The sequence below is a fragment of the Kitasatospora sp. NPDC048296 genome, assembly GCF_043201815.1.
Taxonomy (GTDB): Bacteria; Actinomycetota; Actinomycetes; order Streptomycetales; family Streptomycetaceae; genus Kitasatospora.
Genome location: NZ_JBICZB010000045.1, coordinates 26,725 through 45,667 on the forward strand (window position 1 = coordinate 26,725; position 18,943 = coordinate 45,667).

Annotated in this window: 1 protein-coding gene; it reads right to left on the minus strand. The window is 74.0% G+C overall.

Translation table 11 applies throughout. The annotated features are described in order from the left end of the window. Entirely contained in the window at positions 1–18,600 is an 18,600-nt protein-coding gene (locus ACGF12_RS24565) for a non-ribosomal peptide synthase/polyketide synthase (protein ID WP_393033911.1), read from the minus strand. Between the last annotated feature and the right edge of the window lie 343 nt (positions 18,601–18,943).

Here is an 18,943-nt window from a genome sequence, read left to right on the forward strand (position 1 = left end):
TTACAGGTCCCAATCCGCGAACTCGTCTTCAAACATGTCGATCTCGTCCTGGCTCAGCTCCACCAGGTGCACATCCGAGGTGCTCAAGCCCCCGGTCTGGCCGCCCTCCGCGTGCCGGGCCAGCGCGGTCATGGCTTCGAACCACAACTCGCACAGCTGCCGTAGCTGTTGTTCGGAGAGCAGGCCGGTCGCCCAGGACCAGGTGGCCACGAAGTGCGGCCCGTCGGCGCGGTCCTCGGTGCGGGCGTTGACGGTGGCGGTGTGCGCCAGCGGTGCCAGCTCGTCGGCGCCGCCGAACATCGCGCCCATCTCCGGTGCCGGTCCCCACTCGGCGGGCTCGCTGCGCTGCTCGGTCGCGAAGCGTCCGAGGTAGTTGAAGCCGAGCTGGGGGGTGGCCAGTTCGGCCAGCCGCGGTCCGGTCCGCGGGTTGAGGTGGCGCAGCAGGCCGTAGCCGAGGCCGTGGTCGGGGATGGTCCGCAGCTGGTCCTTCACCGCCTTGAGGGCCCGGCCGAGGGCCGGTCCGGCGGTGTCCACGTCCGTCCAGTCGGCGGCGCCGGGGTCCAGCCGGACGGGATAGGCGCTGGTGAACCAGCCGACGGTGCGGGAGAGGTCGATGGTGTCGGCGAACTCCTCGCGGCCGTGCGCCTCCAGTTCCAGCAGCAGGCCGTGCCGGTCGCCGCGCCACCGGTTGACCGCCAGCGCGAGGCCGGTCAGCAGGACGTCGTTGACCTCGGCGTTGAACAGCGCCGGGACGCTGGTCAGCAGCGGCTCGGTGATCTCGGGCGGCAGGGCCAGCTCCAGGTGGCCGACGGTGCGCCGGGTGTCCTGCGCGTGGTCCAGCCGGCGGGTGCCGAGCAGCGGATCCGCGCCTTCCAGCATCCCCTGCCAGAGCGGGAGTTCGGTGGTGCGGCGGTCGGCCTCGGCGACCAGGGCGGTGGCCCAGGTGCGCAGGGAGGTGCCGGTGGGCTGGAGTTCGGTGCCCTGGTAGGCGGCGGTGAGGTCGGGCAGCAGGATGCGCCAGGAGACGCCGTCCACCACCAGGTGGTGGACCATCACCAGCAGCCGGCCGGGGGCCTCGGATCCGCCGTCGAACCAGACCAGCTGCACCATCACGCCGTCCGCCGGGGCGAGCCGGTCCCGGGCTGCCCGGGCCTGCCGCTCGAACAGTGCTCGCAGCTCCTCGGCACCGAGACCCACGGCGTCGACCCGGGTGATCAGGTCGGTGGCCCGGGTCGTGCCGCGTGGCGGCACGTGCAGCGACCAGTCGTCGCCGGTGGCCACCAGGCGGGCGCGCAGGGCGTCGTGGTGGTCGAGCAGGGTCTGCAGGGCTCCGGTGAGCCGGTCCGGGTCGAGCCCGGCCGGGACCTGGAGCAGCATCGCCTGGTGGAAGCCGTCCACCGGGCCGCCGCGCTCGCGCAGCCAGTGCATGATCGGGGTGGCCGGCAGCTCGCCGAGGGCCGCGTCGGCGTCCTCGGTGACGGCCGCTTTCGCGCCCTGGGCGACCAGGGCGAGTTCGGCGACGCTCTGGCAGGTGAAGACGTCCCGGGCGGTGAAGACCAGTCCGGCCTGGCGGGCGCGGGCCACCAGCTGGATCGAGGTGATCGAGTCACCGCCCAGCTCGAAGAACCCGTCGTCCACACCGACCCGCTCCAGGCCGAGCAGTTCGGCGAACAGCCCGGCGAGCACCCGCTCCCGCTCGGTGCGCGGCTCCCGCCCGGAGACGGCGGCCCCGAAGTCCGGCGCGGGCAGCGCCCGCCGGTCCAGCTTGCCGCTCGCGGTCAGGGGCAAGGTGTCCATCGGGACCAGGGCGGCCGGGACCATGTAGTCCGGCAGCATCGAGCCGAGGTGCTTGCGGACGCCGGTGAGGTCGGCCTCGCCGCCCACGGGCACCAGGTAGCCGACCAACCGCTTGTCGCCCGGGCGGTCCTCGCGGACGACCACGGCGGCGTGCGCGATGTCCGGGTGGCCGGTCAACGCGGCCTCGATCTCGCCGAGTTCGATCCGGAAGCCGCGGATCTTGACCTGGTCGTCGGCCCGGCCGACGAACACCAGGGCTCCGTCGGCGGTCCAGCGCACCACGTCGCCGGTGCGGTACATCCGCGCACCCGCCGGACCGTACGGGTCGGCGACGAAGCGCTCGGCGCTCAGGCCGGGGCGGCCCAGGTAGCCGCGCGCCAGCTGGACACCGGCCAGGTACAGCTCGCCGGGCACGCCGGGCGGGACGGGCTGCAGCAGCGCGTCCAGCACGTACACCCGGGTGTTCGCCACCGGGCGGCCGATCGGCACCGCGACGCCCTGCGCGCCGGGCTCGCAGCGCCAGGCGGTGACCTCGACCGACGCCTCGGTGGGGCCGTAGAGGTTGTGCAGCGGGACGTCGAGCACGGCGAAGAAGCGGTCGCGCAGGTCGGCCGGCAGGGCCTCGCCGGAGCAGAACACCCCGCGCAGCCCGGTGCAGCCCGCCGCCGCGGGCTCCTGCACGAAGGCCTGCAGCATGGACGGCACGAAGTGCGCGACGGTGATCCGCTCGCGCTGGATCAGCTCGGCCAGGTACGCCGGGTCCTTGTGCCCGCCCGGCTTGGCCAGCACCAGCGTGCCGCCCTCCAGCAGCGGCCAGAAGAACTCCCAGACGGAGACGTCGAAGCCGAACGGGGTCTTCTGCAGCACCCGGTCGTCCGGCCGCATGACGTGGTCGGTCTGCATCCAGGTCAGGCGGTTGACCACACCCCGGTGTGGGACGGCGACGCCCTTCGGGCGGCCGGTGGAGCCGGAGGTGTAGATGACGTACGCCGGGTTGTCCGGGCGCAGGGGGTGGAGCCGGTCCGCGTCCACCGGGTCGCTGTCCGGGCGGGCCGCCAACTGTGCGATCGCGTCCGGCTCGTCGAGCACCAGCACCGGGACCCCGGCCGTCCCCGGGAGCACGCCCCGGGTGGCCCTGGTCGCCAGGGCCAGCGCGGGTGCGCCGTCCGTCAGCACGTAGCCGATCCGGTCCGCCGGGTACTCCGGGTCCACCGGCAGGTAGGCGGCACCGGACTTGAGCACCGCGAGCAGCGAGACCACCATCTCGACCGACCGCTCCAGCACCAGCGCGACCGTCCGCTCGGGGCCGGCCCCGTGGTCGATCAGCAGGTGTGCCAGGCGGTTGGCGCGGGCGTTGAGTTCGGCGTACGAGAGCTCGGTGCCCTCGAAGACCAGGGCGGTCGCATCCTCGCTCCGCGACACCTGGGCCTCGAAGAGCTCCGGCAGGAGGTGGGCGGCCGGCGCTTCGGCGGCGGTGTCGTTCCACTCGGTCAGAATGCGCTCGCGCTCGGCCGACTCCAGGATCTCGACCCGGCGGACGGGCAGTCCGGGCTCGGCGGCCACGGCCGCCAGCAGCCGCACCCAGCGGTCGGCCATGACCTCGGCCGTCGCCCGGTCGAACAGGTCGGTGGCGTACTCGAGTTCACCGCGCAGACCGGCAGGAGCGCCGTCCTCGGCGAACTGCTCGGTGACGAACAGCGAGAGGTCGAACTTCGCGGTGCGCCCCTCGGTCGGCAGCACGGTGGTCGCCAGGCCCGGCAGGGCCAGCTCCGCCTCGGCGTTGTTGCGCAGCGCCAGCATGACCTGGAACAGGGGGTGGCGGGCCAGCGAGCGGGTGGGGTTGAGGGCGTCCACCAGGTGCTCGAAGGGGATGTCCTGGTGGGCGAAGGCGGCGAGGTCGGCCTCCCGTACCCGGGCCAGGAGTTCGGCGAAGGTGGGGTCTGCGGACAGATCCGTCCGCAGAACGAGCGTGTTGACGAAGAAGCCGACGAGTTCGTCCAGGGCCTGGTCGGTGCGGCCTGCGACGGGGGTGCCGAGGGGGATGTCGGTGCCGGCGCCGAGTCGGGAGAGCAGGGTGGCCAGGGCGGCCTGGAGGGTCATGAAGAGGGTGACGCCGTGTGCGCGGGACAGCTCGGTCAGCCTGGTGTGCAGGTGCGCGGGGACGGTCAGCGACACGGTGTCGCCCTGGTGGCTGGAGGCGAGGGGGCGGGGCCGGTCGGTGGGCAGTTCCAGTTCTTCGGGCAGGTCGGCGAGGGCGTCGCGCCAGTGGGCGATCTGCCGCGCGGCGAGGCTGTCGGGGTCGGTGTCGTCGCCGAGGAGGTCGCGCTGCCAGAGGGCGTAGTCGGCGTACTGGACGGGGAGCGGCTGCCACTGCGGTGCCGCGCCGCCGAGGCGGGCGGTGTAGGCGGTGGTGAGGTCGTCGGCGAGGGGGGCCATGGACCAGCCGTCACCGGCGATGTGGTGCAAGGTCAGCAGCAGGACGTGCTCGTCGTCGCCGAGGGTGAACAGGTGGGCGCGCAGCGGCGGTTCGGCGGCGAGGTCGAAGGGGCGGGCGGACTCCGCCGCGAGCGCCCCGGCCAGCTCCGCCTCCGAGATCTCCGCGACGGTCAGCGTGATGTCGGCGTCGGCCAGGACGCGCTGGTACGGCAGGCCGTCCGCGCCCTCGCCGAACACCGTCCGCAGTGCCTCGTGCCGGGCCACCACGTCGCCCACGGCCGCACCCAGCGCGGCCGCGTCGAGCGAGCCGGACAGCCGGACCGCCATCGGCAGGTGGTACGCCGCACCCGCGCTGCCCAGCCGCTCCAGCAGCCAGAGCCGCCGCTGGGCGAAGGACACCGGGACGATCCCGGGCCGTTCGGCCGGCCGCAGCGCCGGGCGGGCCGCCTCGGCGGCCGCCAGTCGCCCGTCCAGACCGGCCACGGTCGGTGCCTCGAACAGGTCGCGGATGGCCAGTTCCACCCCGAGCGCCGCCCGGACCCGGCCGGCCAGCCGGGTGGCGAGCAGCGAGTGGCCGCCGAGCTCGAAGAAGTCGTCGTCCACGGAGACCTGGGACACGCCCAGCACCTCGGCGAAGATCGCGCACAGCACCTCCTCGCGCGGGGTGCGCGGCGCGCGTCCCGCGCTCGCCGTCGCGGCCCAGTCGGGGGCCGGCAGAGCGCGTCGGTCGAGCTTGCCGTTGCCGGTGGTGGGCAGCGCGTCCAGCACCACGATCGCCGCCGGAACCATGTACTCGGGCAGTTCGGCCGCCAGCTCGCGGCGCAGCTCGACCGGGTCGACGGCGCTACCGTCCACCGGCACGAGGTAGCCGACCAGCCGCTTGTCGCCGGGCCGGTCCTCGCGGACCACCACGGCTGCCCGGCGGACGTCCGGCCTACCGGTCAACGCGGCCTCGATCTCGCCGAGTTCGACCCGGAAGCCGCGGATCTTGACCTGGTCGTCGGCACGGCCCAGGAAGACCAGCTCGCCGTCCGTGGTCCAGCGCATCACGTCGCCGGTGCGGTACATCCGGCTGCCCGCCGGGCCGTACGGGTCGGCGACGAAACGCTCCGAGCTCAGCCCCGCCCGGCCGAGGTAGCCCCGGGCCAGGCCGGCACCCGCGATGTACAGCTCGCCGGGCACACCGGCCGGCACCGGTCGCAGCCGGTCGTCCAGCACGTGGAGCCGGGCGCCCGCGATCGGGCGGCCCAACGGGACCGGGCCGCAGGCCAGTTCGGCGCCGGGGGCGATCCGCTTCTCGGTGCAGTGCACGGTGGCCTCGGTCGGGCCGTAGTGCTGGACCACCTCGGTCGCCGGGTGCAGTGCCCGCCAGGCGGCCAGCGCCTCGGCGGTCAGTGCCTCGCCGCCGAGCGCGATCTGTCCGGTCGGCGAGTACTCCGCCGGCAGGTCCTCCAGCATCGGCAGGTGGCTGGGGGTGCACTTCATGAACGTGGTCGGCCGGGCCGCGAGGGTCCGCCGGGTGACCGGGTCGTCCTCCAGGGCGGCCAGGTGCACGGCACCACCGGAGGTCAGCGGGGTGTACAGGCCCACCACCGTGAGGTCGAAGGAGACCGGGGAGTGGACCAGCGCCGTGCCCTGCGCACCCGGGTACGACGGGCCGCTCCAGCCCAGGTAGTTGGCCAGCGAGCGGTGTTCGACCACGACGCCCTTGGGGCGGCCGGTGGAGCCGGAGGTGTAGATCACGTACACCGGGTGGTTCGGCGTGAGCGGCGCCAGGCGGTCCACGTCGGTCGGGTCGGTACCGGGCAGCGCCGAGAGGGCCGTGAGGGTCTCCTCGGCGTCCAGCAGCAGCCGCGGCACGGCCGACTCCGCCGGCACGACCTCGACCGTCGCCCGGTCGGTGAGCAGCAGCACCGGCGCGGCGTCGGAGAGCATGTACGCGATCCGCTCGGCCGGGTACTGCGGGTCGATCGGCTGGTACGCGGCGCCGGACTTGGCGACGGCCAGCAGTGCCACCACCAGCTCCGCCGAGCGCGGCAGCGTGAGGGAGACGATCCCCTCCGGGCCGGCGCCCCGGCCGATCAGCAGGTGTGCCAGGCGGTTGGCGCGGGCGTTGAGCTCGGCGTACGAGAGCTCGATGCCCTCGAAGACCAGGGCGGTCGCGTCGGGAGTCCGGGACACCTGGGCCTCGAACAGCTCGACCAGCGTGCCGGCGACCGGCTCGACCGGGTCGGCGCTGCTCCACTCGGTCAGGATGCGCTCGCGCTCGGCCGTGGCCAGGATCTCGACCTCGCCGATGGGCTTCTCGGGCGCGGCGACGACGGCCGCGAGCAGCCGCAGCAGTCGCTCGGCGACCAGCTCGGCCGTTGCCCGGTCGAACAGGTCGGTGGCGAACTCCAGCACACCGTCCACCCCGGCGGGCGAGCCGCCCGCGTAGTGCTCGGTGAGCCGTACCGAGAGGTCGAACTTCACCTCCGAGGTCCCCATCGGCTCCACGGCTCCCCGTGCCCCCGGGAGGTCCAGGGCGGGCCGGGTGTTGTTCTGCAGGGTGAGCATGACCTGGAACAGGGGGTGGCGGGCGAGGGAGCGGGTGGGGTTGAGGGCGTCCACCAGGTGCTCGAAGGGGACGTCCTGGTGGGCGAAGGCGGCGAGGTCGACCTCCCGCACCCGGTGCAGGAGTTCGGCGAAGGTGGGGTCTGCGGACAGGTCCGTCCGCAGGACGAGCGTGTTGACGAAGAAGCCGACGAGCTCGTCGAGTGCCTGGTCGGTGCGGCCTGCGACGGGGGTGCCGAGGGGGATGTCGGTGCCGGCGCCGAGTCGGGAGAGCAGGGTGGCCAGGGCGGCCTGGAGGGTCATGAAGAGGGTGACCCCGTTCGTGCGGGCCAACTCCTCCAAGCGGCCGTGGAGTTCGGCCGGGATGGTCAGCGGCACGGTGTCGCCCTGGTGGCTGGAGGCGAGGGGGCGGGGCCGGTCGGTGGGGAGCTCCAGTTCCTCCGGCAACCCGGCCAGTGCGTCCCGCCAGTAGGTGATCTGGCGGGCGGCGAGGCTGTCGGGGTCGGTGTCGTCGCCGAGGAGGTCGCGCTGCCAGAGGGCGTAGTCGGCGTACTGGACGGGGAGCGGCTGCCACTGCGGTGCCGCGCCGCCGAGGCGGGCGGTGTAGGCGGCGGAGACGTCCCGGGCCAGGGGGGCCATGGACCATCCGTCACCGGCGATGTGGTGCAGGGTCAGCAGCAGGACGTGCTCGTCGTCGCCGAGGGTGAACAGGTGGGCGCGCAGCGGCGGTTCGGCGGCGAGGTCGAAGGGGCGGGCGGACTCCGCCGCGAGCGCCCCGGCCAGCTCCGCCTCCGAGATCTCCGCGACGGTCAGCGTGATGTCGGCGTCGGCCAGGACGCGCTGGTACGGCAGGCCGTCCGCGCCCTCGCCGAACACCGTCCGCAGTGCCTCGTGCCGGGCCACCACATCGCCCACGGCCGCACCCAGCGCGGGCACGTCGAGCGAGCCGGACAGCCGGACCGCCAGCGGGAGGTGGTAGGCGGCGCCGACGGTGCGGAGCTGGTGGAGGAACCAGAGCCGGTGCTGGGCGGGGGAGAGCAGGACGGTCTCGGGCCGCTCGATGGCGGTGAGCGCCGGACGGGCGACACCGGTGGCGTGGAGGCGCTCGGCGAGGGCGGCGACGGTGGGGGCCTCGAACAGGTCGCGGATGGCCGGTTCGACCCCGAGTGCGGTGCGCACCCGGCTGACCAGACGGGTCGCGAGCAGGGAGTGGCCGCCGAGCTCGAAGAAGTTGTCGTCGATGCCCACCGAGGACAGGCCGAGAACCTCGGCGAAGGCCGCGCAGAGCAGTTCCTCCCGCTCGTCGCGCGGACCACGCCCGGCCGCCGAGGCCGACGTGCTCGGCGCGGGCAGCGCCTTGCGGTCCAGCTTGCCGTTCGGCGTCAGCGGCATCGCCTTCAGCGTGACGAACGCGTTCGGGACCATGTACTCGGGCAACTGCTGGGCCAGGTGCGCGCGGAGCTCCTTGGCCAGCGCGCCGAGGTCGCGCGAGCCGGCCGGGACGTTGGTGAAGCGCCCGATCGCCGCGACCGGGCCGGGCTCGACCTCCTCGACGGCCGACCCGACCCGGGCCTGCTCCGGGTCGGTGAAGAGCACGTCCAGCGCGCCGGGTTCGGTGCTCGACCAGGTGATCGCCACCCCGTAGCCGAGCCGCTCACCGAGCGCGTGGAACTCCTCGGGGTCGAGGTCCGCGGTCGCGGTCCGGCCGACGGCCGGCGTCTTTGCCGCGCTGCCGCCGTCCTCCAGCGCCCGCAGCGCGTCGAGGTCGTGCGTCAGCCGGCCGTTCGGCACCCCGGTCAGCCGCAGCCCGGCCGGCCGATGCTCCGCCAACCGCCGTGACAGACCGTCGAGTTCGCTCACATCGACACCCCAGCGCCAGGTCACGGCCGGGCCGTCGCCGTGCTGGCGCCGAGCCGCCGGACGCCGGCGCAGTATCGCGTCGTAGCGGTACCGGCTGAGTTCGTTGTGGTGCCGGCCGCGGCGGATCAGTACCTCGGCGTCGCCGAGTTCCGGCAGCATGCCGGGCAGGGCGCTGAACAGGGCGGGATCGACGAGCAGTTCCTCCTCGGCGAGCAGCCCGCGCTCGACCTCCTGCCGGAGCGACGCGGCGTCGGCGGGCCGACCGGCGCCGAGCCGGATCGCGGTCTGGAAGCAGTGCTGCAGCCGCAGGTTGCGCAGGTCGCCGAGGAACACGGTGCCACCCGGTGCGACCAGGTCGAGTGCCTGCCCGATGACGTCGATCAGGTAGTCGGCGCCGGGGAAGTACTGGGCGACCGAGTTGATCACCACGGTGTCGAACCAGCCGGTCGGCAGGCCGTCGAGATCGTGGGCGGGCCGTGCCGCCAGCTCGACCTTGTGCGCCAGCTCCGGTAGCCCGGCGGTCTTGCCGCGGAGCGCCTCGATCACGCTCGGGGACACGTCCGTACCCCAGTACGCCTCGCAGTGCGGCGCGAGTTTCGCCAGCAGCAGCCCGCTGCCGACGCCGAGCTCCAGCACCCGGCGCGGCCGCAGCCCGAGAATCCGCTCGACGGTCGTGTCCCGCCATTCGCGCATCTGCTCCAGCGGGATCGGGTTCCCGTCGTAACTGCTCTTCCACAACCGGAAGTCCTCGCCGAGCGGCTGCTCGGCGGTGTCCCGGTACTCGGCCTCGAAGACCGTCTCCCAGCCCCCGACCTGCTCCGTCTCGCGAGTCCGGTCGCGCTCCGCGGCCGCGCCGGCGGCGGGTACCACGTACCCGACCAGACGGACGTCTCCCGGCTGGTCCTCGCGGGCCAGTACGGCGCTCTGCGCGACGCCGGGGTGACGCAGCAACGCGGCCTCGATCTCGCCGAGTTCGATGCGGTGGCCGCGCACCTTCACCTGCGCGTCGGCCCGGCCGGCGAACAGCAGCTCGCCGTCGGCGGTCCAGCGGGCGAGGTCGCCCGTGCGGTACATCCGCGCACCCGCGGGGCCGTACGGGTCGGCGACGAAACGCTCGGCGGTCAGCGCCGGGCGGTCGTGGTAGCCCCGGGCGAGGCCGTCACCGGCGATGTACAGGTCGCCGGCGACACCCACGGGGACCGGCCGCAGCCAGGCGTCCAGGACGAACACCCGGGTGTTGGCGATCGGCCGGCCGATCGGCGGGACGGGCACGTCGCCGATCGGCGCGGCGGTCGACCAGATCGTGGTCTCGGTCGGTCCGTAGAGGTTGGTGACCGGGCCCAGGCCGCGCAGCGTGGCGGCCAGCGGGCCGGGCAGCGCCTCGCCGCCGACCAGTACCCGGAGGTTCGGCAGCTCCTGCGCCGCGTCCGCACGTTCGGCCAGAGCGCGCCACAGCGACGGGGTGGCCTGCATGATCGTGGCGCCGGAGCGGACCAGCAGCGCGGTGAGCGCGACCGGGTCGATCACGGTGTGCCGGGGTGCGAGCTCCACCCGGGCGCCGCTGGTCAGCGGCAGGTAGAGCTCCAGGGCGGCGATGTCGAAGGCGATCGTGGTCACCGCGACCCAGCAGTCCCGCTCGGTGAGCGGGAAGCGGCGGCCCATGTCGGCGACGAAGTTGGCCAGAGCGGCGTGCGGCAGCACGACGCCCTTGGGGCGCCCGGTCGAGCCGGAGGTGTAGATCACGTACGCGGGGTGCTCCGGGCGCAGCGGCGCGGTCCGCTCGTCGTCGGTGAGGTCGCCGTCCCGGAGCCCGGCCAGGGTCTCGGCGGTCTCGGCGGCGTCCAGCAGGACCACCGGCCGGGCGGTGCCCGCCGGCAGCCGCCCGGCGGTCTCGGCGGTGGCGAGCACCAGCTCCGGCCCGGCGTCGGCGAGTACGTACGCGATCCGGTCGGCGGGGTACTCCGGGTCTATCGGCACGTACGCCGCGCCGGACTTGAGCACCGCGAGCAGCGCGACGACCAGCTCCGCCGAGCGCGGCAGCGCGAGCGCCACCCGGCGCTCCGGCCCCGCGCCGCGCCGGACCAGCAGCCGGGCGAGTCGGTTGGCCCGGGAGTCGAGTTCGTCGTAGGTGAGCTCCTCGTCCGCGCAGGCCAGTGCGACGGCCTGCGGCGTGCGGGCGGCCTGGGCCTCGAACAGTTCCGGCAGCAGGGCGTCCGGGAGCGGGAGTCCGGTCGCGTTCCACTCGGTGAGGATCCGGTCGCGCTCCTCCCGCTCCAGCAGCTCGACCGAGCCGATCGGCCGGGTCGGGGCCTGCGTCAGGCCGGCGAGCAGCCGGACCCAGCCGGCGATCAGGGCGTCGACGGAGGTGCGGTCGAACAGGTCGGTGGCGTACTCCAGGATGCCGGTGATCCCGGCCGGAGTGCCGTCGGCGCCGGTGCGCTCCGACAGGTTGAAGAAGAGGTCGAACTTGGCCGTGTCCACCTCGACCGGCTGCACACGGCTGCTCAGACCCGGCAGGTCGAGCGAGGCCTCGGTGTTGTTCTGCAGCGCCAGCATGGTCTGGAACAGGGGGTGGCGGGCGAGGGAGCGGGTGGGGTTGAGGGCGTCCACCAGCTGCTCGAACGGCACGTCCTGGTGCGCGAACGCGGCCAGGTCGGTCTCCCGGACCCGGTCGAGGAGTTCGGCGAAGCTCGGGTTGCCGGAGGTGTCGGTGCGCAGGACGAGGCTGTTGACGAAGAAGCCGATCAGGTCGTCGAGGGCCTCGTCGGTGCGGCCTGCGATCGGGGTGCCGAGGGGGATGTCCTCGCCCGCGCCGAGGCGGGTCAGGAAGGCGGCGAGGCCGGCCTGCAGGGCCATGAACAGCGTCGCGCCGTGCTCGTGCGCGAGTTCGGCGAGCCTGAGGTGCACGTCGGCCGGGATCTCCAGCTCGACGGCCGCGCCCCGGTGGCCGGCGACCGGCGGCCTGGGCCGGTCGGTGGGCAGGACCAGTTCCTCGGGCAGTCCGGCGAGCGCGTCGCGCCAGTAGGCGACCTGCCCGGTCAGCAGGCTCGTCGGAGCGCTCTCGTCGCCCAGCAGCTCCTGCTGCCAGAGCGCGTAGTCGGCGTACTGCACCGGAAGCGGCTGCCACTGCGGAGCGGCGTCGCCGAGCCGGGCGGTGTAGGCGGTGGCGAGGTCACGCGCCAGCGGCACCAGCGACCAGCCATCGCCGGATATGTGGTGCAGAGTCAGCAGCAGCACGTGGTCGTCGTCGGCGAGCGTGAACAGGGCCGCGCGCAGCGGGGGTTCCGCGGCCAGGTCGAACGGGCGGGCCGCTTCGGCGGCGAGGGCGCCGGTCAGCGAGTCCTCGGTGACGTCGAACAGGGCCGGCGCGGGACGGACCTCGGCCAGGACGCGCTGATGCGGCAGGCCGTCCGGTCCCTCGGCGAAGACCGTCCGCAGCGTCTCGTGCCGTGCGGTCAGGTCGGCGAGCGCGGCGGTCAGCGCGGCCCGGTCCAACTCGCCCGACAGGCGGACGGCCAGCGGCATGTGGTACGCCGAGCTCTCCGTCTCCAGCCGGTTCAGGAACCAGAGCCGACGCTGCGCGGAGGACACCGGGACCACCTCCGGCCGCTCCGCCCGCACCAGGGCCCGGCGGGCGGTTCGGGCGCGGTCGACCCGCTCGGCCAGGGCGGCCACCGTCTGCGCCTCGAACAGGTCGCGGATCGCCAGTTCCACCCCGAGTGCCGCCCGGACCCGGCTGACCAGCCGGGTGGCGAGCAGCGAGTGGCCGCCCAGTTCGAAGAAGCTGTCGTCGATTCCCACGGTCTCCACGCCGAGCAACTCGGCGAAGATCGCCGCGAGTTGCGCCTCACGGGCGGTGCGCGGCGCGCGACCGGACGTGGCGGCGGAGTACTCGGGCGCGGGGAGCGCACGCCGGTCGAGCTTGCCGTTGGGCGTCACCGGCAGGGCGTCGAGCACCAGCAGGGCAGCCGGGACCATGTAGTCGGGCAGCGTGGTACCGAGGTGCTTGCGGACCTCGGCGAGGTCGACCTCGTCCGCGGGCACGAGGTAGCCCACGAGCCTCTTGTCCCCGGGACGGTCCTCGCGGACGATCACGGCGGCGTGGGCCACCGCGTGGTGGGAGGTGAGCGCGGCCTCGATCTCGCCGAGTTCGATGCGCAGGCCGCGCAGCTTGACCTGGTCGTCGGTGCGGCCGAGGTAGACCAGGGCTCCGTCGGCGGTCCAGCGGACCACGTCGCCGGTGCGGTACATCCGCGATCCGGCGGCGCCGTAGGGGTTGGCGACGAAGCGTTCGGCGGTCAGGCCGGGGCGGCCCAGGTAGCCGCGCGCCAGCTGGACACCGGCGAGGTACAGCTCGCCGGGCACGCCGGGCGGGACGGGCCGGAGCGACGTGTCCAGCACGTACACCTCGGTGTTCCACACCGGGCGGCCGATCGGCACGCTCGCGTGGTCGGCGGCCTCCCGGCAGGCCCACGCGGTGACGTCCACGGAGGCCTCGGTGGGTCCGTAGAGGTTGTGCAGTGGGACGTCGAGCGCGGCGAAGAAGCGGTCGCGCAGGTCGGCGGGCAGGGCCTCGCCGGAGCAGAGCACCGCGCGCAGCCCGGTGCAGCCCGCCGCCGCGGGCTCCTGCACGAAGGCCTGCAGCATGGACGGCACGAAGTGGGCGACGGTGATCCGCTCGCGCTGGATCAGCTCGGCCAGGTACGCCGGGTCCTTGTGCCCGCCGGGCTTGGCGACCACCAGGGTGGCGCCTTCCAGCAGGGGCCAGAAGAACTCCCAGACGGAGACGTCGAAGCCGAACGGGGTCTTCTGCAGCACCCGGTCGTCGGCGCCGATCAGGTACTCGTGCTGCATCCAGGCCAGGCGGTTGACGATGCCCTGGTGCGGGACGGCGACGCCCTTCGGGCGGCCGGTGGAGCCGGAGGTGTAGATGACGTACGCCGGGTTGGCCGGACGCAGCGGCCGGAGCCGGTCGGCGTCCGTCAGGTCGGCGTCGTCGAGTTCGGCCAGCTCGGCCGACACCGAGGGCGAGTCCAGCAGGACGGCGGGTGCCGTCACCGCCTCGGCCGTGGCGGCGGTGGCGAGGACCAGCGCGGGCTCGGCGTCGGAGAGCATGTGGGCGATCCGGTCGGCTGGGTACTCCGGGTCCACCGGCAGGTAGGCGGCGCCCGCCTTGGTGGCGGCGAGCAGTGCGACCACCATCTCGACCGAGCGTTCCAGCACCAGCGCGACCGTCCGCTCGGGGCCGGCCCCGTGGCCGGTCAGCAGGCGGGCCAGGCGGTTGGCGCGGGCGTCGAGCTCGGCGTACGAGAGTTCGGCGCCCTCGAAGACCAGGGCGGTCGCGTCCGGAGTCCGGCGGACCTGGGCCTCGAACAGCTCGGGCAGGGTGCGGTCGGTGGGCACCTCGGCGGCGGTGTCGTTCCACCCGGTCAGGATGCGTTCGCGCTCGGCCGGGTCCAGGATCTCCAACTGGCCCATCGGCAGGTCGGGTTCGGCGACGGCGGCCGCCAGCAGTCGCACCCAGCGCTGGATCACGGCCTGGACCGTCGAGGCGTCGAACAGGTCGGTGGCGTACTCGACGGTGCCCGTGAATCCGCCGAACTGTCCGTCGTCCGCCGTCAGTTCACTGAGGCTGAAGGCGAGATCGAACTTGGCCGCCCCGCCGTCGACGGACTCCATCCGGGTCTGGACACCGGGGAGTTCGAGGGCGGCCCGGGTGTTGTTCTGCAGGGTGAGCATCACCTGGAACAGCGGATGCCGGGCCAGCGAGCGGGTGGGGTTGAGGGCGTCCACCAGGTGCTCGAAGGGGATGTCCTGGTGGGCGAAGGCGGCGAGGTCGGCCTCCCGTACCCGGGCCAGGAGTTCGGCGAAGGTGGGGTCTCCGGAGAGGTCGGTGCGCAGGACGAGGGTGTTGACGAAGAAGCCGACGAGGCTGTCGAGGGCCTGGTCGGTGCGGCCGGCCACCGGGGTGCCGAGCGGGATGTCGGTTCCCGCGCCGTGCCGGGAGAGCAGGGCGGCCAGGCTCGCCTGGAGGGCCATGAACGGCGTCACCCCGTGCGCGCGGGCCAACTCGTCGAGGCTGACGTGCAGTTCGGCGGGGATGGTCAGCGGCAGGGTGTCGCCCCGGTAGCCGGAGGCGAGGGGGCGGGGCCGGTCGGTGGGGAGCTCCAGTTCCTCCGGAAGCCCGGCCAGCGCGTCGCGCCAGTAGGTGATCTGGCGGGCGGCGAGGCTGTCGGGGTCGGTGTCGTCGCCGAGGAGGTCGCGCTGCCAGAGGGTGTAGTCGGCGTACTGGACGGGGAGTTGGGTCCACTGCGGTGCCGCGCCGCCGAGGCGGGCGGTGTAGGCGGTGGTGAGGTCGTCGGCGAGGGGGGCCATGGACCAGCCGTCGGCGGCGATGTGGTGGACGGTGAGCAGCAGCACGTGCTCGTCGTCGCCGAGGGTGAACAGGTGGGCGCGCAGCGGCGGTCGGGCGGTGAGGTCGAAGGGGCGGGCGGCCTCGGCCGCCAGGGCCTCGGCAAGTTCCGCCTCGGTGGTGTCCGCGATGGTCAGCGTCACCCGGGCGTCGGTCAGGACGCGTTGGCAGGGCTGCCCGTCGGGGCCCTCGCCGAACACCGTTCGGAGTGCTTCGTGCCGGGCCACCACGTCGCCCAGGGCGGCGTCGAGCGCGGTGGTGTCGAGGGTGCCGGTGAGGCGGACGGCCAGGGGGAGGTGGTAGGCGCTGCCGGAGGTCTGGAGCTGGTGGAGGAACCAGAGCCGGTGCTGGGCGGGGGAGAGCGGGACGGTCTCGGGCCGCTCGGTGGCGGTGAGCGCCGGGCGGGCGGCGACGGTGGCGTTCAGGCGTTCGGCGAGGGCGGCGACGGTGGGGGCCTCGAAGAGGTCGCGGATCGTCGGCTCGACCCCGAGTGCGGCGCGGATGCGGCTGACCAGGCGGGTGGCGAGCAGGGAGTGGCCGCCGAGCTCGAAGAAGTCGTCGTCGATGCCCACCGCGGGCAGGCCGAGGGTCTGGGCGAAAGCCGCGCAGAGCAGTTCCTCGCGCTCGTCACGCGGGCCGCGCCCGGCTGCCGAGGCCGCGAACTCGGGTGCGGGCAGCGCGATTCGGTCGACCTTGCCACTCGGGGTCAGCGGAATGGCCGCCAGCGGCACGACCGCGCCGGGCACCATGTAGTCCGGCAGTGAGAGCGCGACGTGCCGGCGCAGCTCCTCCGGCTCGGCGGCCTCGCCCTCGGCGAGCACCGCGTACCCCACCAGCTGCTGATCGCCCGGGCGGTCCTCCCGCACCAGGACGGTCGCCCGGCGCACCGCCGGGTGGCGCAGCAGTGCCGCCTCCACCTCGCCGAGCTCGACCCGGTTGCCACGTACCTTGACCTGCGCGTCGGCCCGGCCGAGGAGCTCGATCTCGCCGCGCGCGTCCCACCGGGCCAGGTCGCCGGTGCGGTACATCCGGCTGCCCGCCGGGCCGTTGGGGTCGGCGACGAACCGCTCGGCCGTCAGCCCGGCCCGGCGCAGGTAGCCACGGGACAGCGCCGCCCCGCCGACGTAGAGCTCACCGGTCGAGCCGGCCGGGACGGGGCGCAGCGCGCCGTCCAGGACGTACGCGCTGGTGTTGTCGAAGGGCAGGCCGATCGGCTGCCGGTCCGGGCCGCAGTCGCCGGAGACCGAGTCGCCGCAGATCTCGGACGAGCCGTAGAAGTTGACCAGCCGCGCGGCGGGCAGCAGCTCGGCGAAGCGCGTGGCGAGGTGGGGCGGAAGGCTCTCGCCGGTGGTCACCCACAGCGCACAGGAGGCGAGGGTGGCGGGGTCGGCGACGTCGAGCATCGCCGCGAGCAGGCTCGGCACGACGATGATGCGGCCGACACCGTGCTCGGCGATGAGACGGGTGAGCGCGGCCGGGTCCTTCGCCTGCTCGCCGTCGGCCAGGATCATGCCCTCGCCGTGCAGCAGCGAGCCGAGCACCTCGCTGGAGCCGTCGACGAAGCTCATCGAGCTCTTGGCCAGGGCCGGGCGGCCGGGCAGGTGGGGGTGGCGCCGGGCGATCGCGGCGAGGTGGTTGACCTCGGCGCCGTGCACGCCCACCACGCCCTTGGGGCGCCCGGTCGAGCCGGAGGTGTACACGATGTACGCCGGGTGCTCGGGCCGCAGCGGGCGGAGCCGCTCCGTGTCCGAGGGGGCGGTGACCGGGTACCCGGCCGCGTCCGCGCCGGACTCCGGCGCGTCGAGCGCGAGCACCGTGACGCCGTCGTTCAGCACCGCCACGGTCTCCCGGACGGCCAGGGCCAGGACCGGGCGGGCGTCGGCCAGCATGTAGCCGATCCGTTCGGCGGGCCAGGCCGGGTCGACCGGCAGGTACGCCGCGCCGGACTTGAGTACGGCGAGCAGGGCGACGACCATCTCGACGGAACGCGGCAGGGCCAGCGCGACCACGTCCTCGGCACCGACACCCCGTCCGATCAGGAGGTGGGCGAGCCGGTTGGCCCGCTCGTCCAGCTCGGCGTACGAGACGGCCACGCCCCGGCAGACCAGCGCGGTGGCCTCGGGCGTGCGGGCCGCGCGGGCCTGGAACGCCTCGGTCAGCGTGGTGTGGGCGACCGGGGTCGTGGTGCCCGTCCCGGCGGCGATCAGCTCCCCGCGCTCGGCGGGGTCGGCCAGGTCGACCAGAGCGACAGGGAGGTCGGGGTCGTACGCCGCCAGGGTGTCGAGCAGCCGCAGGAAGCGCTCGGCGTGGCCGGCCAGTTCGTCCGCACCGTAGACCGCCGGGTTGGCGTCCACGACCAGCCGCATGCCGTGGCCGGCCTGACGGTCGTAGACCACGAAGGCGAGGTCCTCGACCGGGCCGTTGCTGAGGTTGTGGAAGGTGGCCCGGTGGCCGCCGAAGGAGAGGTCGTAGTCGAACGACATGATGTTGACCGTCGCGCCGACCAGCTGGCCCGCGCCGCCGACCAGGCCCAGCTCGCGGCGCAGGTCCTCGTAGCGGTAGCGCTGGTGGCGCAGCCCCGCACGGGCGCTCGCGCTGGTGCGGCGCACCAGCTCCTTGAGCGTCAGCTCGGGGCGGGCCGGCAGACGCAGCGGCAGCACGTTGGTCAGCATGCCGGGGACGGCTCGGGCGTACGGGCCGACCCGGCTGGTCACCGGCAGGCCGAGGACGACCTCGTCGACGCCGGTCAACCGCCCGGTGTAGAGCGCGGCGGCGGACAGCACCAGCACCGACCAGCTCACGCCGAGCCGGCGGGCGGCCGCGCGCAGCAGGTCGGCGTGCTCGGCGGTGAGCTGGAGCTCGTGCCGCAGGTGGGCCGGGGAGGCGGGCTCGGTACGTCCGGCCAGGGTGGTCGGCTCGGGGCGGTCGGCGAGCCGCTCCAGCCAGTACCGGCGGTCGGTCCCGTGTCGGTCGGAGGCGCGGTAGGCGCTCTCCTCCTCGACCAGGTGGCGGAACGGCGGCAGCGCACCTGCCGGGTCCGGCTCGCGCCCCTCGGTCAGGGCGGTGTAGACCTCGGCCGTCCGGGCGGCGATCAGCGGACCGGAGAAGCCGTCGACCAGGGCGTGGTGGGCGCGCTGGTACCAGAACCAGCGGTCCGGTGCGGCCCGGAACAGCACCTGGACGACGCCGGGGCCCCGGGTGGGGTCGAGTGGCTGGGCCAGGTCCGCCCGCATCCAGGCCGTGGCCGCCCCCCAGGGATCGGCCGCCTCGCTGACGTCCTCGAACCGGAGCCGCACGGAGTCGGCGGGGCTCACGGCCTGCCGGGTCTCGCCGTCGACGGTGGTGAAGCGCAGCCGGAAGGCCTCGCACTCGCGGAGCACCTGACGGATCGCGGCCTCGAAGCGGACCGGGTCGACGGTGCCGTGGATCTCGACGCACTCGGAGACCTGGTAGGCCGGGCTGGTCAGGTCGAGCTGCTGGGCGAACCAGATGCCCGACTGTCCGGCAAGCAGCGGCCAGGTGGCGGCCTGGGAGTCCGACATGTCTTCAGTGCTCCGGTTCGTCGGCGTTGTTGGTGCGGCGCGGCGGTCCGCCGATGCATCGGCCTCGCCTGCGCGACCACGGAGGACGGCGTGCCGCGGGGGCGGGAGGCTCAGTCACTCTTCGTGGTGGTGATCAATCTAGCCGTCGATGCGCGGGCAGAGATCGTGCGGAGGCGTACCAGGTATGAAGATCAGGGAAACGTTGACGAAACCGGAGGAGTTGACTCCACTTGCCTGTGTGCCGAAGAGTCTCCAACTCCCTTGACTGAGTCGGAAGTTGTCCATCGTCGCGCCGAGTTGGCGGCCCGTAAGGAGGTTCAGCCCGGCCGACTACTGTCGCGTT

What these genes read in the sequence shown, in the direction of transcription:
- ACGF12_RS24565 (WP_393033911.1), bottom strand. Translation starts at nt 18,600, where the DNA reads ATGTCGGACTCCCAGGCCGCCACCTGGCCGCTGCTTGCCGGACAGTCG.